14 protein-coding genes and 1 tRNA gene are annotated in these 12618 nt (G+C 57.4%); 7 read left to right on the top strand and 8 right to left on the bottom strand.

Annotation, left to right across the window (positions count from 1 at the left end; translation table 11 throughout):
- Window positions 1-8: 8 nt before the first annotated feature.
- The gene (locus JNJ45_00710) at window positions 9-545 is read right to left on the bottom strand and encodes a peptidylprolyl isomerase (protein ID MBL8047177.1); all 537 of its coding nucleotides are present in this window, start codon (window positions 543-545) and stop codon (window positions 9-11) included.
- An 88-nt stretch (window positions 546-633) separates the two neighbouring features.
- Here JNJ45_00710 and JNJ45_00705 point away from each other — a divergent pair, with 88 nt between their 5' ends.
- Entirely contained in the window at window positions 634-2190 is a 1557-nt protein-coding gene (locus JNJ45_00705) for a pentapeptide repeat-containing protein (protein ID MBL8047176.1), read from the top strand.
- A 113-nt stretch (window positions 2191-2303) separates the two neighbouring features.
- Here JNJ45_00705 and JNJ45_00700 read toward each other — a convergent pair whose 3' ends face one another.
- Genes JNJ45_00700 through JNJ45_00690 form a run of 3 tightly spaced genes read right to left on the bottom strand, consistent with a single transcriptional unit; the run spans window position 2304 to window position 4107 of the window.
- The gene (locus JNJ45_00700; protein MBL8047175.1) at window positions 2304-2786 is read right to left on the bottom strand and encodes a hypothetical protein; all 483 of its coding nucleotides are present in this window, start codon (window positions 2784-2786) and stop codon (window positions 2304-2306) included.
- Complete coding sequence (locus JNJ45_00695; protein MBL8047174.1) at window positions 2773-3432, bottom strand: hypothetical protein; 660 nt, start codon at window positions 3430-3432, stop codon at window positions 2773-2775. Before JNJ45_00695 ends, JNJ45_00700 begins: the two co-directional genes overlap by 14 nt.
- Window positions 3433-3447: 15 nt before the next feature.
- Window positions 3448-4107 (bottom strand): hypothetical protein, encoded by a 660-nt coding sequence (locus JNJ45_00690; GenBank protein MBL8047173.1) that lies wholly within the window; start codon window positions 4105-4107, stop codon window positions 3448-3450.
- 56 nt (window positions 4108-4163) lie between these two features.
- Here JNJ45_00690 and JNJ45_00685 point away from each other — a divergent pair, with 56 nt between their 5' ends.
- From JNJ45_00685 to JNJ45_00670, 4 genes are all read left to right on the top strand, one after another.
- Window positions 4164-5342: a PDZ domain-containing protein gene (locus JNJ45_00685; GenBank protein MBL8047172.1), complete on the top strand. Its 1179-nt coding sequence runs from the start codon at window positions 4164-4166 to the stop codon at window positions 5340-5342.
- Window positions 5339-6235, top strand: coding sequence for a dihydrodipicolinate synthase family protein (locus tag JNJ45_00680; GenBank protein MBL8047171.1), 897 nt, complete (start codon window positions 5339-5341; stop codon window positions 6233-6235). The genes JNJ45_00685 and JNJ45_00680 overlap by 4 nt, the downstream gene beginning before the upstream one ends.
- A 14-nt stretch (window positions 6236-6249) precedes the next feature.
- A complete protein-coding gene (locus JNJ45_00675) occupies window positions 6250-6885 on the top strand; it encodes a hypothetical protein (GenBank protein MBL8047170.1) in 636 nt (211 codons plus the stop codon).
- Window positions 6886-6907: 22 nt separating this feature from the next.
- Window positions 6908-6983 (top strand) — tRNA-Arg (locus tag JNJ45_00670).
- Between the two features lie 6 nt (window positions 6984-6989).
- Here JNJ45_00670 and JNJ45_00665 read toward each other — a convergent pair.
- Together JNJ45_00665 and JNJ45_00660 are read right to left on the bottom strand one after the other, a co-directional pair.
- On the bottom strand, window positions 6990-7724 hold the full coding sequence (locus JNJ45_00665) for a DUF1460 domain-containing protein (protein MBL8047169.1): 735 nt from the start codon (window positions 7722-7724) through the stop codon (window positions 6990-6992).
- On the bottom strand, window positions 7721-9550 hold the full coding sequence (locus JNJ45_00660; protein MBL8047168.1) for a hypothetical protein: 1830 nt from the start codon (window positions 9548-9550) through the stop codon (window positions 7721-7723). The genes JNJ45_00665 and JNJ45_00660 overlap by 4 nt, the downstream gene beginning before the upstream one ends.
- Window positions 9551-9890: 340 nt before the next feature.
- Here JNJ45_00660 and JNJ45_00655 point away from each other — a divergent pair, with 340 nt between their 5' ends.
- Both JNJ45_00655 and JNJ45_00650 read left to right on the top strand, forming a co-directional pair.
- Window positions 9891-10592 (top strand): hypothetical protein, encoded by a 702-nt coding sequence (locus JNJ45_00655; GenBank protein ID MBL8047167.1) that lies wholly within the window; start codon window positions 9891-9893, stop codon window positions 10590-10592.
- Between the two features lie 269 nt (window positions 10593-10861).
- On the top strand, window positions 10862-11254 hold the full coding sequence (locus JNJ45_00650; GenBank protein ID MBL8047166.1) for a hypothetical protein: 393 nt from the start codon (window positions 10862-10864) through the stop codon (window positions 11252-11254).
- 37 nt (window positions 11255-11291) lie between these two features.
- Here the strand turns inward: JNJ45_00650 and JNJ45_00645 are convergent, their stop codons facing one another.
- Window positions 11292-12194, bottom strand: a complete 903-nt coding sequence (locus JNJ45_00645; GenBank protein ID MBL8047165.1) for a YegS/Rv2252/BmrU family lipid kinase — start codon at window positions 12192-12194, stop codon at window positions 11292-11294.
- 10 nt (window positions 12195-12204) lie between these two features.
- Window positions 12205-12600 carry a BON domain-containing protein gene (locus JNJ45_00640; protein MBL8047164.1) on the bottom strand — a complete coding sequence of 132 codons (396 nt, stop codon included), beginning with the start codon at window positions 12598-12600 and terminating at the stop codon, window positions 12205-12207.
- Window positions 12601-12618 lie beyond the last annotated feature (18 nt).

Genomic DNA, 12618 nt, shown 5'->3' with positions numbered 1-12618 from the left:
GGCGTGCCTTACAGCGGCCAGGTGGTCAGCTCGGCCGACGTGATGATGGCGGCGTGCTCTTCCAGCGGATTGTCGCGGTTATCCTTGGGCAGGTTGGCGATCTTGTCCACGATGTCCAGCCCTTCCACCACTTGCCCGTAGACCGTGTATTGGCCATCGAGGTGCGGCGAGGTCTTGTGCATGATGAAAAACTGACTGCCCGCCGAATTGGGGTCGTTGGTGCGGGCCGCGCTCAGGATTCCCGGCGTGTGCGGGATGCTGTTGAATTCTTGGTTGAGCGTGTAGCCCGGGCCGCCGGTGCCGTGCAGATGGCGGGTCGCGCCGTCCTTCGAGTTGGGGTCGCCGCCTTGGATCATAAAGCCGGGGATGACGCGGTGGAACCGAACGCCATTGTAAAAGCCTTCGGTCACGAGCTTTTGAAACGCCTCGGCGTGCTTCGGCGCGACCTCGGGGAAAAACCGCAGGGCGATGCGCCCGTGGGTGGTGTTCAAGATGGCGATGACGTCGCCGTCATTCGGCTCAGGGGAGGGGGAAATGTCGCTCACGACTCTCATTTTACCTTGAGGGTCAAGTCACCCAAGGTGATATTTTGTGACTGGCAAGAGGTCGGGTTCTAGTAAACTGGGAACTTCAATGGCCGACGACACAAAGAAGCCCTTTTGGCGGCGTATTGCCCAGACACTGCTGGTGATAGTCTGTATTCTCTTCGCGTGGTTGGTGTTTGATTACTTTATGGCTCTCGGGGGCGTGGATATCTGGCCGAGCGGTAAGGAAGTCAATTCCTTGACGGGCAACGCCCAGGGCCATGCTATCTCGGCGGCGGTTGGTTGGATCGCCGGCTCTGTGGGCCTGGTCACCTTCTTTTTGAATCGGAGCCAGAAAGACCAACACCATGTTCAACAGCTCAAACAAGCCCGCGAGTTTGAGAATGAAAAGGAAAGGCGAGAACGCGAGCTTGCGGAGCTAAGCCGCTTGGAGACACTCTTTGCCGAGCTTGCCGAAGACTTCTCTTCCGCCTCGACTCTCGAACGGATTAATGCCGCCATTGGCTTAGCAGAACTTGCGCAAACACCAGACCCCCGCAGAATGGGTCCAGATGGCGAACCCCCTGAAGCGCCTTACGGTGACCACAAATCGGCAAAATGTAAGGACAATTACCCATACTTTTTGCGTGCCGCTAACCGACTCGCTGCCGCCCTCCATCAATGGGAGGAGCAGTCTGCGCTGGACGAGGTGCGAAAGGCACTGCGGCAGATGGCAACCTTTGCAAATGATGAAGGTACTCTAGAGCCGCTTCTACACCACTTAGCAAACACGCTGGCCGATGCAAATCGGACAGCACTTAGAGTGTTTGTAAGTGTTCTTGCTGAAGGGTTAGCGTTTTCCAATCCTCTTTTGCTTCGCAAACTCAGTGCGTTCTGCGCCTTCCTACCTACCACAACCGGCAACGCACGCTGCCTGAACCAGCTACGGAAAACCATGCAAGCAAAGCAAGCATTTGGTCATTTATTGGCAGCGCGCCAGGCACTCAAACTACCAGGTCAGAACCAAGTCGATACAAGATACTTAAATCGATTTGCTTCGGCGGCAAAGTTACTTTGTGAAGCTCGCGACGCATTGGCGGAATGCTTACAGCTTCTCTCAGAACCACCTTACTTGAGATCACTTGCGGTCCGTGACCACCCGGTTGACACATCTACTCGTCACAGAATGATTGAAATCCAACACGACCGACGCGGGCTCTATCTTGAGGAAACCTTTCTGGCCGGAGCAGTTCTCACAGAAGCAAATTTGCAATCATCCATCCTAAGTGGCGCCGATCTCCAAGAAGCTGAGCTTTCATTGGCAAACTTACAAGCAGCTTGGCTCCGCGATACAAACCTGAATCAAGCGCAACTAACAGGGGCATCGATGCAAGACAGCGCAATGTCAGGTGCCCGCCTTTGCGGAGCGACTCTTTCGTGGTCATCACTTCAAGGTGCTGAGCTCACGCGTTCACAGCTTCAAGGAACGAATTTACATGGAGCTCAATGTGGTCAAACGGCAGGTGATCCACGAGCGTCGTTTGACCCGGGCGGTTGGCAACTCGCAGATTTCTCCGACCCCTACGGTGGTGACAGTACTTCAAGTGAAGATATCACACTTCGAAAATGGCTAAAGAAAAATTTTCCGCCTCGCCAGCAGTCGTAGCAGTGCGAAAAGCGTGTGCATCCTGTTCAACTAATCACAGTTTCACGATTATTTCAATATGTCCAACCATCGAGTTCGCTTGTTTAAGTGATTGAACTTATGTCTGGATGGCTCTAGTCGTCGAAGAAGCCGTAGAAGCTTGAGCTACCGTACACTCGCAATTCGTCTTTGAGTTTCGTCACATTCAAGCGGAAGCAATGGCGACCAGCCTTGTAGACCCACATAGGGTGGGCGAAATTGCCAAACTTCGCTTTCGCTTCCTCATAATCGTAGTTAAAGGTTGTACAAATTTCGAACTCCACCGCGGAGATTTTGCGGTACGTGAATCGGTCGGCCGGTAACGTGGCATGTGCGGCGCTTACAAGACCCGACCAGGATGGATAATTCTGAATTGCGATCGCGCCACCGCCCTTGGCTGCGTTTTTCGCATCCTCAGCGATCTTCAGCGCAATATCAGTGACATCGATCAGAGTGTGGCGGTCGAGATTCAGTCCGCGATTTTTAACCGGGGACCCGATGACGACAAAGGCAACTCCGACTACCGCGATTACAACCACCGAAAGTGCGATCCCGGCGATGCGATTAGGATTTTTCATGGTTGACCTCAGATCCGGCGAAAGGCGCCCGTAACCAATAGGAGTAATACCAAGTCGCCAAACCCACAAGTAAGGCCGTGATGAGAAGTTTAGCGAAACTATTCGCAAGATCGCCCCGGCCCATAATGGCATCGATTACCAAGATCACCGTGCGATAGAATACGGTCGCGATACCAAATGCGAGCAAAAGCCCAACGATCCATTGCCGAAACGGGGCGTTCGGTTGTGAAACGCCCGTTGCGAGCCGCCGGTTGAGCACTTTCATCACCCACAGATAGAGCGGTGCGCCGACAATCACGGAGCCTAGGTACTCCAGGTTCAATCGGTCATATCCTTGTCGGCGTGCCTCCATGGGCAGAGCCGTATCAACCATCCCGCTGAGGACGATAATGAGCCCCACAAGCGTGGTGATGAGGAACAAGCAGGCTAGCACGTTCAGACAGATATCCACCCCAAACGAGCCCTGACTGCGCCGGGAACGAGGCGCCGCTAGCCCTTTAGACTCCGCGTAGTGGCGAGCCAAAACCCGGCTCGCCTCTTTGCGAGGCCAACCAGAATCTTCCAGCAAAACCAGAATGCTCTCGTCGGGGACCGCCTGCGATTTCGCGTTGGCGATAAAGGCGAGGGCCTCGTCATCGTGCGCCATATCTCGCAGTGTAGCCTACTTTTTATGTCCCCACGGCAAAAATGGCAAAACGGCTTTTCGCCAAATCGCATAACCATCGGGATTCATGTGCAAACGATCCGATTGGTAAAGTTCCGGCCGGTGCTGTCCTTTAGCATCGAGCATCAGAGGAACAATGTCAATGAACGCCATATTTTCGCTCTGATTGCAGAACCACCGAATCATACGGTTTGCCTCCCGATCAACCTCTAAAAACTTTGCGCGCGACGGCGCGGGCGAAATCGAGATAAACGCGATCCGGGTCTTCGGCAGTTTTTCGCGAACCTTGCCGACAAACGCCTGAAAATCAGCGAACACGGTCTCCGCCGACTTCCCCGCCGATATGTCATTGGAGCCGGCAAAGAACACCACCATTTCCGGCTTGTAGGGCGTAACAATTCGCTGAGCGTAGCGCACCGAATCGGCGATCACCGAACCGCCAAACCCGCGATTGATCACGTTGTGGTCGGGAAAATCCTTGGCCAACGTGCGCCAACCCAATATGCTGGAGCTCCCGATAAACACAATGCCGCCCGGCTTCGGCGGATTCTTCTTGTCGTCCGCCTCGAACTTAAGAATCGCATCTTCGAACGGCGGCTTCTCGGCCACCTGCATGGCAATCGGAGCGGTGAGCACGAGCAAAGCAGCAAGTTTCATGGCCTCAAGGCTACCTTTGGAACTTCGACCCGCGGGGCGACTGTACAATGGGAACTATGCCCATCTCGGTTTTTCTGGCCGCCGTCGCCCTGTCGCAACCCGTGGCCGCCCAGGCCGCGGACGACTACGCCGCGCTTTTCACCCGCTCCACGGACATGATCAACCGCATGTTTTACGATGCCAGCCGCAAAGATGAAAAGGTGCGCACGTTCGCTAAGTACAAGGATATCGCGGGTAAGGCTGCCAGCCGCGAGGAATTTGGCGAGATCATGAACCGCATGATTGAGGAATTCAACGACTCGCACTTTGCCTTTTTGGGCAACGACGAGCAGGGCTACTACACCTTCGACGGCTTGCAAAAATCCTTGAGCGCGAACGGCATCAACGCGGGCGCCGCGATGCCGCACATCGGCGCGTGGTTCCGACGCGATGGCAACCGCTACTTTGTGCAGATGATCGTCAACGGCGGCGAAGCCGAGCGGGCCGGACTGCGCAAGGGCGACGAACTGCTGACGGTGGACGGCGGCAAATTCAAGCCGATTCGCCCGTTCGAAGGCGCGATCGGCAAGGAAGTGATGATTGGCTACCGGCGCGGCACCAAGGAAGCCGAGGTCAAGGTCAAGGTGAATTCCGAACCCGCTCTACGCATGTTTCTGAATGCCAGCCGCAACTCACGCCGCGTGATTGAGCAAGGCGGTAAGCGGCTGGGCTACTTCCACTTGTGGACGCAAAGCTCGGAAGACTTCATCACCGCCACGCACAGCGCGGTGGCCTCGCTGCAAGATACCGACGCGTTTATCCTCGATCTTCGCGATGGCTTCGGCGGTCGTCCGGAGCGGTATGCGGACCCATTTTTCCGACCCGGCACCAAGTTGGAGTGGACCACGGGCGGCGCGACTCAGACGCAATATTACGGCTATAGCAAGCCGCTGATCGTGCTGATCAATGAGGGTTCGCGATCGGCCAAGGAGGTGCTTAGCTACATTCTCAAGTCGAGCGGCCGGGCCACATTGGTCGGTCGAACCACGGCCGGGGCGGTGCTCGGCACCACGCCGCTGCGCCTCAACGATTGGGCCTTCCTCGAGATTCCGATGGTTCGCCTGAAGGTGGATGGTCAGACTCTCGAAGATAAGGGTGTGGACCCGGACATCGCCGTGAAGGACGAGTTCGACGCCACCGGCAAGGACCTGATTCTCGAGAAGGGAATTGAAACCGCGCTCAGCAAGCTGAAATGATTTGGCCGGCGGCCGTCACCCCGTTCGATGATCGCGGGCGGATTGATTTTGTTTCGCTGGCTCGGCTGCTCGCCTTTTTCGAGGCCGCCGGCTGCGATGGCGTGGTGTTGGCCGGGACCAACGGCGAGGGCCCTTCGCTGGCCGCGGTCGAAAAGCGCGACTTGCTTCGCGAGTCGGTGCGGCTGCGCGGCAAGCTCAAGGTCATTCTCGGGCTCGGCACCAACAGTCTCGTGGAAGCGGTTTGGCTGACCAAGCGCGCCGAAGAATTCGGCGCGACCGCGGCGCTGGCGTTGCCGCCGAGCTTCTTTCCGCCAACCGCGGGGACGGGTCTTCGCGATTGGTACTTGCAGTTGATGGATCAATCGCCGGTGCCGATTTTGGTCTATCACCACCCGGCGATGGTGCGGCACGAGCTCTCGCCGGAGCACCTGGCCGAAGTCGCCCAGCATCCGCTGTTCGCGGGAATCAAGGCGAGCAGCGGCTTTGATGTCGGGTTGGCAACTTGGCCGGGGGTGTTCCCGGACAAGCTCCTACTGATGGGCGACGAGAGTCGCTTGGTGGATGCGCTGGCGGCGGGTTGGTCGGGCTCGATTTCGGGTTGCGCGAACCTGATTCCGCATTGGCTGGTGGCGACGGAACGCGATTTTGTTGAAGACCCTGAGGCGGGCCGTCGCAAGCTGGAGTTGTTGCGACCGGTGATGGCCGCGATGCGCCAAGCCGGAATGCCGTCGGTGCTGAAGGGTGTCCTCGCCGGGTGGCGGATTCTCGACAACCCCGCCGTTCGCGTGCCGTTGGAGGCGCGCGACCACGAAAGCGTGCGGCAACTCCTCGAAGATCAGCTCGGCATGAGCGCGGCCAACTTAGGGCTGCCTCGCCCGCTGGCCGCAACATAACCTACAATAGAGGCATGGACGAGCGCACCTACACCAGCGAAGAAGCCGAGGCGATTTTGCTGCACGCCAACCGGGTGGACCCGCAGACCGTGGCCGCGCCGGTGAGCGGACCGGTCAGTAGCGAGCAACTGCGCTCGATGGGCGAGGAAATTGGCCTTACGCCGGAGCAGATTCGTGCCGCGGAAGACCAGTATCTGCGCGAGAAGGTGGGCTCGGTGCAAGGCGGAAGCCAGTTTGCGCAGTTTCTTGAGCAAGCCAAAGAGCGCACCAAGGCCAAAATCCGAAACTTTGTCGGGTTCGCGGTGATGATGCTTGGCATCAATGCGGTGACGAGCCCCGGCACATGGTGGTCGCTGCTTCCCGTCGGCATCGTGGGCGCCATCACGGCCTCTGACATCATCAAGAACGGGATCGGCAAGCCGACCGAAAACTCACGCGAGTTTGAGCGTTGGCGGCAACGACAAAACCGCTCGAACCAGGACCGGTACGTGCGCAACCGCCAAGCCGAAGAGCAGTTGGACGCCTACTTTAAGGACAATCCCAGTCGCGATCGCATTCGTGCGGTGGAATTTTTGAACGCAAACCACGGCTTTGAGATTGAAGAAGCCAAGGATGCGGTGGACGATTATTGGCGTCGGCGAGCCTGGTAGGGCGCGGTACACTGCGGGCAACGGCCCCGTAGCTCAGTGGATAGAGCAACAGCCTTCTAAGCTGTTGGCCGCGCGTTCGAGTCGCGCCGGGGTCGCCAACGCTCCTAACGCGGCGCGATGGGGCGAGCGAACACAAACCCTGGGCACTTGGATTGTTTCGCCGCGTAGGCGGCCAGGTCGGGGTCGCGGACGACTTTCTTTTGGGTGGAGCTGGCGTGCCAAAACTCGACCCTTCCCGATTTGACGCCCGCGATGAGCGCGACGTGCGAGTAGTCGAGTCCGGCCACGGTCGTGGCGAAGCAGAGAATGTCGCCCGGGCGCAGGTCTTTCGCCACGCTGGTGAGGCGGTCCTTCGGCACCATTTTCAGGTTGGTCTTGGCTAGCTCGCGCTCGGTCGCTTGGATCGCCGGGATCCACTCGGGATGCGCTTTCAGTTGCGGGTACTTGTCGGCATGAGTGGACATAAAATCAAGCTGGTTTGGCGCGGGTTTGGCCCCCTTGTTGTTTTGGAATAGCAGGTTAATGCGACCCGCATTTGCGTTGTTGACTAACCATGAAGTCGTGTAGTGATTTCTTGTGATGTAGCTAACTTCCAAGTTGGCGTAGCGAGTCGTTTTGACTTCTTGTTCAACCGTTGTTCCCGTAATTTTTGCCCGGGCTCTCGCGAGCGATAACTCCATGAAGGTTACGCAATCCAAGCCGTCCTCGCGGCACACAACTGCCTCGTTGTTGACGTCCTTATCTAACGTGTTGCCGACGTAGGGAACGCCGAGAAACTTCTCCGCCTCGGCGAGAACCAACGTGCCGAATGCTTTCGCGACTACCAGCGCGGCGATCACTCGCCGACTCCATCGAAGTTCGCGGCGAGAATTGTGTAATCGGCAATGTCCACAATCTGGTCGCCATTGAGGTCGGCGTTAGGGTTCCAGTTTCCGCTCGTCGGTATGGCATCAAACGCTGCCGCGAGGATCGAGTAGTCGGCAATGTCAATCACGTTATCCGTCAACGAACAGTCGCCATTCGTCATGGCGTCCGTGCCCGCTGAAGCTCCAGTGAGGCCTACCGAACCCGAGTAGACAACCCGGCGGAGCCAGTGCGAAACCTTGACCTTTACGGTCAGCGGCACATGCAGGAGATTTGGATCGATCGGGATTGAATACGCTCCCCCCGTGGCTAAAGCGACCGAACCCTGTTGCACCAAAACATTGCTGGAGTTGAACACTTGATAAGTTGCGCTTTGCGTGGCCGCGTTCCCGACGAAGTTGCCGAGTTGAGCGGTACCCGTCAGAAAATGCGATGGCGCGGGAATGCGCGCAAAGTACACATCTTGCCCACCCGTAAACGTCGCGGGAAAGATCACGTTGGCATGATCATTGGTGGAAATAATGCCCATGTAATCGCCAATTTTGTTCTGTTGCGGATAACCAATCAGCGGATTGAATGCCGGCGAAATCGCTTCATTGGCCGACCAAGTTGTGCCGCCATCCAGCGAGTAGCTGTAGTACAACTGCGAGAGGTTGCGGTTGACATCGTTTCGAGTATCCAGCCACACGCAATCTAAACGGCCATTCTTGGCGACGTTCATCACGGCAAACCAGTGAAAGTGACCTTGTGCAAGAGCATCGTCGTTCACCCGAATCGGCGACGAAAACGTTGCACCCTGGTTTACCGACCGACTAAAAATCACATCGAGGTTGCCGTTGTCGGTCCGCACGATACTGCTCAGCAGATACACCGTCCCCGCATAAGGGCCGTTGCCGGTATCGGCGACGCAGCTCACCTGGCCGGATAGCCCGCCCGGATTGATCGCGAGACCGTTCGAAATGTCGCCCAGCATGTTCGGTGTGACCGAGGAAAAGGTCGGTGTCACCGCGCCATTGTTGGCATTGAGACTACGCACCACGCGGAGCCCCGGCGCGCCCGAGGCGGTGCCGCCGAGGTAAATCCGACCCGCCGCATCCACGGCAATCGTCCCCCATATCGGGCGATTCGTCACGTTGATCGGGTCGCTCCACGTGAGGCCACCGTTGGTTGATCGCGAATATTGGCGCCCGCCGTAGTTGTTTCCGGCGGTGCTCCACCATTGGTGAATGAACCCAAAACCGGTGGAAGACGGGGTCTTGTCAATGGCGATCCACTGCTTGTCGCCGCCGGTCGCGGGGTTCGGCGCACCCCATGTCATGCCGTAGTTGGTCGAAATCAGTTCGTCGGAATAGAAGGTCTGTTGCAACGAATTGTAATGGAACGTGCCGCTGGTGGTCGTCTCCAGCACTGGGTCGCTTCGAAACAGCGTCGGATCGTAGGTGTTGGCCGTCCAGGTCTGCCCGCCGTCCGAACTGTAGGCGTAACCCGCCTGTCGAAAATTGCTCGCCACGTTGGCAAATTGCCGCCAACCCACCGCGATGCGATTGCTGTTGTTGGGGTCCATGGTGATGCTCGGCTCGTTGGCCGCATCGTTCAAAATGTTCTGCCCGGCGCCGTCCACGTTCACCTGCACAATCTGCACGCCGCCGCGGTTGAGAAAGGTCATGGCGGGCGAGGTCAGGATGATCGGCTGCGCCATGTAGGGCATGTCGAGGCGCTCGTCGTGCCCCTCGCCCTTGTCCTCATCGGCCCACACGAGCAGCGGCACCATCGCCAGGGCCAACCAGAGTAGCTTCTTCACACTCGTAGTATAAGGCAATTTTTGGGAGCTTGCGGAAAAGCTCTGGCGTTGCGGTAAGGGCCATGGGTCAAACCAACCTAACCAGTGATAGGTGGGCACTAAACTAAGTCGCTTTAGCACCCGAGAATAAATTGGGCCTTGCCCTTATTGGAGCCTTGACAGACCTATGAAAAAGCTTTCAATTCTTCTCGGAGTTGCAATCGTCCTTGCGAGTTCTGCGCAAAGCCAAACATCAATCATCCAAACGGCTGGCTCCGGTCTTTTTCACTGGGGTAGCTCGCAATTCTCGCAGACAGTTACACTTCCTTCCTCAGGAGCCGGAGCCTTAGAGACTGGGTACATGCTGCCAGAGGTCAATGGCAACATCATGAATAGGATGGGTTGGTGGTACAGAATTGCGGATGACACCAGGGAGCGAGAGTTTGTTGTCGAATCGACTGATACGCAGTTTGAGAGATTCACGGGACGTCTTTTTGATAACAACGGCAGCAGTCCGTTGAGGATGAACGTGGATATCTCCTATGGACACATTTTCCTCGCAAGTATCCAAAGGCTGAACCAGCCCCCGTATTCACTCTTCAACTTCTCGGTGTTTTGGTATGTTGAGTTCAACCTTGGCGGAACAAGCGGGTCGACCCTTGAGCCCCTGAACAGCTACGTCAATCCATCTGGGGTGCCAGCTCCGGTTAACCACTATCACATCAAGGGTCAGGACGGAAACCGGTTTGAGGGTCTAGCGATCGGCATGACCCGTAAGTCGGCTGCAGGGCCAGCCGCTGAAATCCTTGGAACCATGCAGGATTCTTCGGCCACAGACCTGACAACGGATACGCTGATCAACGTTGGAACTTCGTCCAACTATGCGTTTCTGTTCCAGTTCGACTTCACAGTACACCCTGGGCGGGCAATCAGCTCTTGGCATGCTCCTGGATACATTGGAATTGCTCCCGAAGGCTCTGCTATTCCAGTACCCGAGCCATCTTCTATGGCGACTCTCGGCGTCTTGTGCGTTGCTGCCCGACTTCGCAGCCGGCGGCAGTAACCAGCAATTTCGTTCATCGGCAGGTGGTGCTCGCCACCTGCATTCTCCGCCGTGTAAGAGATTTCCTACTGCCGGAGCGGCCTCGGAGGACGTCTTATAGATTGACGTCTAATCTTTGCGGATCACGCAAGGAGCGGGGGACCCATTTGAAATCGGGGTGAACTTCCTCACGGAACCGAGTACTTTCGGCTCGAACCCGCCAGCTAACCTCGTCGACCCATCGAAAGAGAAGACAATTCTCCCTGACCACGACACCACGGAGGTGAAGTATGAAACTGCTTGAAAAAGCCGAAAGCGCGTTTAAGCACCGCATTGTGCAGCGCGCCCACGAGATTGTGAACTCGGGCCGGGAGCCCTACGAAAAGATTGCTCAGTTGGAGCTGGAGGCGGGCGACCATCGCCGGCGAGCTCGGCACCTGCTAACCCGCAATCGCGACGTGGCCGAGGCGCGCGCGCATAAGGTGAAGCGTGTGGCCGACCTGAGAATCCGTGCCGCCAACCATTTGCGAGCGACCGCCAATTTTGTGCGCTCGCAGATTGACAATCCGTTGAGCTTGCGAACCATGCCGACCGCCTTTGCCGAAGCCAACTGGCGGCGCAAACGACTTAAGCCCTCAAGAAAGGAGACCCCTGAGATTCCGTTTATGGAATTCTCGTCATGATCATCGGCCAGCCGCTTTCGGCTGGCTATTTTTTTGCCTAGGCGAAGTCGGCGGGGACCACGCACCGCAGCGCGCCGGGCAACACCTTAAACTCCTTTGGTGTGCGACCGATGATTTCGCCATCGAGATTGACCTTGCGCGGCGGCCAAGTTTCCAGCCGACAGGTTTGCCCACTATACACTGGCACCTCGTTTAGGTCAACATGTTTGCCGCCGGGCAGGCGCAGGGCAGCCCGAAACAGCGCGCTCTTTTGCTCGCCCGTAATGGCGTAGATGTTGAGTCGGCCATCGGTAATCTGCGCATTCGGTGAAACCGGGAACGGCCCGGCATGATAGCGTCCGTTGCCGATGACCACTTGCAGCGCCGTAAACTCATGCGGCGATCCGTCCACAGTGAGTTTGCAACGGAACTTCTTGAGCCTCGCCAAGCCCTTGACGAGCGCGATAAGATACGCCGCGCGACCGAGAATCCGCTTTTGATCGCCGGTGAGAGCAAGGGCGATTTGGGTGGTGAGCCCCACCGAAGCGACGTTCAAAAACATGCGATCGCCGGACTGCGAAACGTCGATCTCGCGCACTTTTCCGTCGCGGATAATGTGCGCCGCCGCCTCCACTTGCGAGGGGATCTGCAGGTCGCGGGCAAAGGAGTTGCCGGTGCCCAACGGCATGACGCCCATGATGGTTTCCGACTCCAAAAAGTAGGGCGTGACTGCGCTGAGCGTGCCATCGCCGCCGCCGACAATCACCAGCGGATCGCCACGATCGATGGCGCTTTTTACGCCGCGCTTCAGCTGATCCACCTTTTGGCAGGTCTTGCTTTCGATGAGTTCGAACCCGGTTGCGCGGAGCGCGGCGATGGCGGGTTCACACCACTGCTGCCCGCGGCGACTCCCGGCATTCATAAACAGGGAGCCGCGCGCGGGCACAGTTTCGGTGGACATCGAAAGGATGTTACTTCTTGATGACCAGGTTGTTTTGGAACGTGTGCGAAGACTTCGTGTCTTTCAGCACTTCCATGGCCAGGTCGCCGGCCGTCATCTTCTGCTTTTCGGTCATCACGTGACCCTCCAGGGTCACCTTGTCGGCATCGGATTCCACATTGATGAGCAGGCCATCTTCGTTGGTGATTGGGTTCGCGATCAGCGCCGTTTTGATACGCGCCGTCAGGCTGGTTGCCGAGACATCGGCGGCGGCTTCGCCCACATTTTCGGCGGCCTTTTCGCCGGCTTTTTCCACGGCCGCGACATTTTCCTTGGTGTCCTCGGCCATGCCTTGGGCGGTGTCGTTACAGGCGATCATGCCCAGCGACGAGAGAAAGATGCACGCTATGGTCAGAGTTTTCTTCATGTTTACCTCCATCGTTTT

Source organism: Chthonomonas sp. (genome assembly GCA_016788425.1).
Classification (GTDB): Bacteria; Armatimonadota; Fimbriimonadia; order Fimbriimonadales; family Fimbriimonadaceae; genus JAEURQ01.
The sequence above is the reverse complement of the archived record's forward strand: the minus strand, read 5'-3'. Positions and strand labels throughout refer to the sequence as shown.

What these genes read in the sequence shown, in the direction of transcription:
- JNJ45_00705 (MBL8047176.1), top strand. Translation starts at nt 634, where the DNA reads ATGGCCGACGACACAAAGAAGCCCTTTTGGCGGCGTATTGCCCAGACA.
- JNJ45_00675 (MBL8047170.1), top strand. Translation starts at nt 6,250, where the DNA reads ATGGACGAGCGCACCTACACCAGCGAAGAAGCCGAGGCGATTTTGCTG.
- JNJ45_00690 (MBL8047173.1), bottom strand. Translation starts at nt 4,107, where the DNA reads ATGAAACTTGCTGCTTTGCTCGTGCTCACCGCTCCGATTGCCATGCAG.
- JNJ45_00645 (MBL8047165.1), bottom strand. Translation starts at nt 12,194, where the DNA reads ATGTCCACCGAAACTGTGCCCGCGCGCGGCTCCCTGTTTATGAATGCC.
- JNJ45_00700 (MBL8047175.1), bottom strand. Translation starts at nt 2,786, where the DNA reads ATGAAAAATCCTAATCGCATCGCCGGGATCGCACTTTCGGTGGTTGTA.
- JNJ45_00685 (MBL8047172.1), top strand. Translation starts at nt 4,164, where the DNA reads ATGCCCATCTCGGTTTTTCTGGCCGCCGTCGCCCTGTCGCAACCCGTG.
- JNJ45_00650 (MBL8047166.1), top strand. Translation starts at nt 10,862, where the DNA reads ATGAAACTGCTTGAAAAAGCCGAAAGCGCGTTTAAGCACCGCATTGTG.
- JNJ45_00680 (MBL8047171.1), top strand. Translation starts at nt 5,339, where the DNA reads ATGATTTGGCCGGCGGCCGTCACCCCGTTCGATGATCGCGGGCGGATT.
- JNJ45_00655 (MBL8047167.1), top strand. Translation starts at nt 9,891, where the DNA reads ATGCTGCCAGAGGTCAATGGCAACATCATGAATAGGATGGGTTGGTGG.
- JNJ45_00640 (MBL8047164.1), bottom strand. Translation starts at nt 12,600, where the DNA reads ATGAAGAAAACTCTGACCATAGCGTGCATCTTTCTCTCGTCGCTGGGC.
- JNJ45_00695 (MBL8047174.1), bottom strand. Translation starts at nt 3,432, where the DNA reads ATGGCGCACGATGACGAGGCCCTCGCCTTTATCGCCAACGCGAAATCG.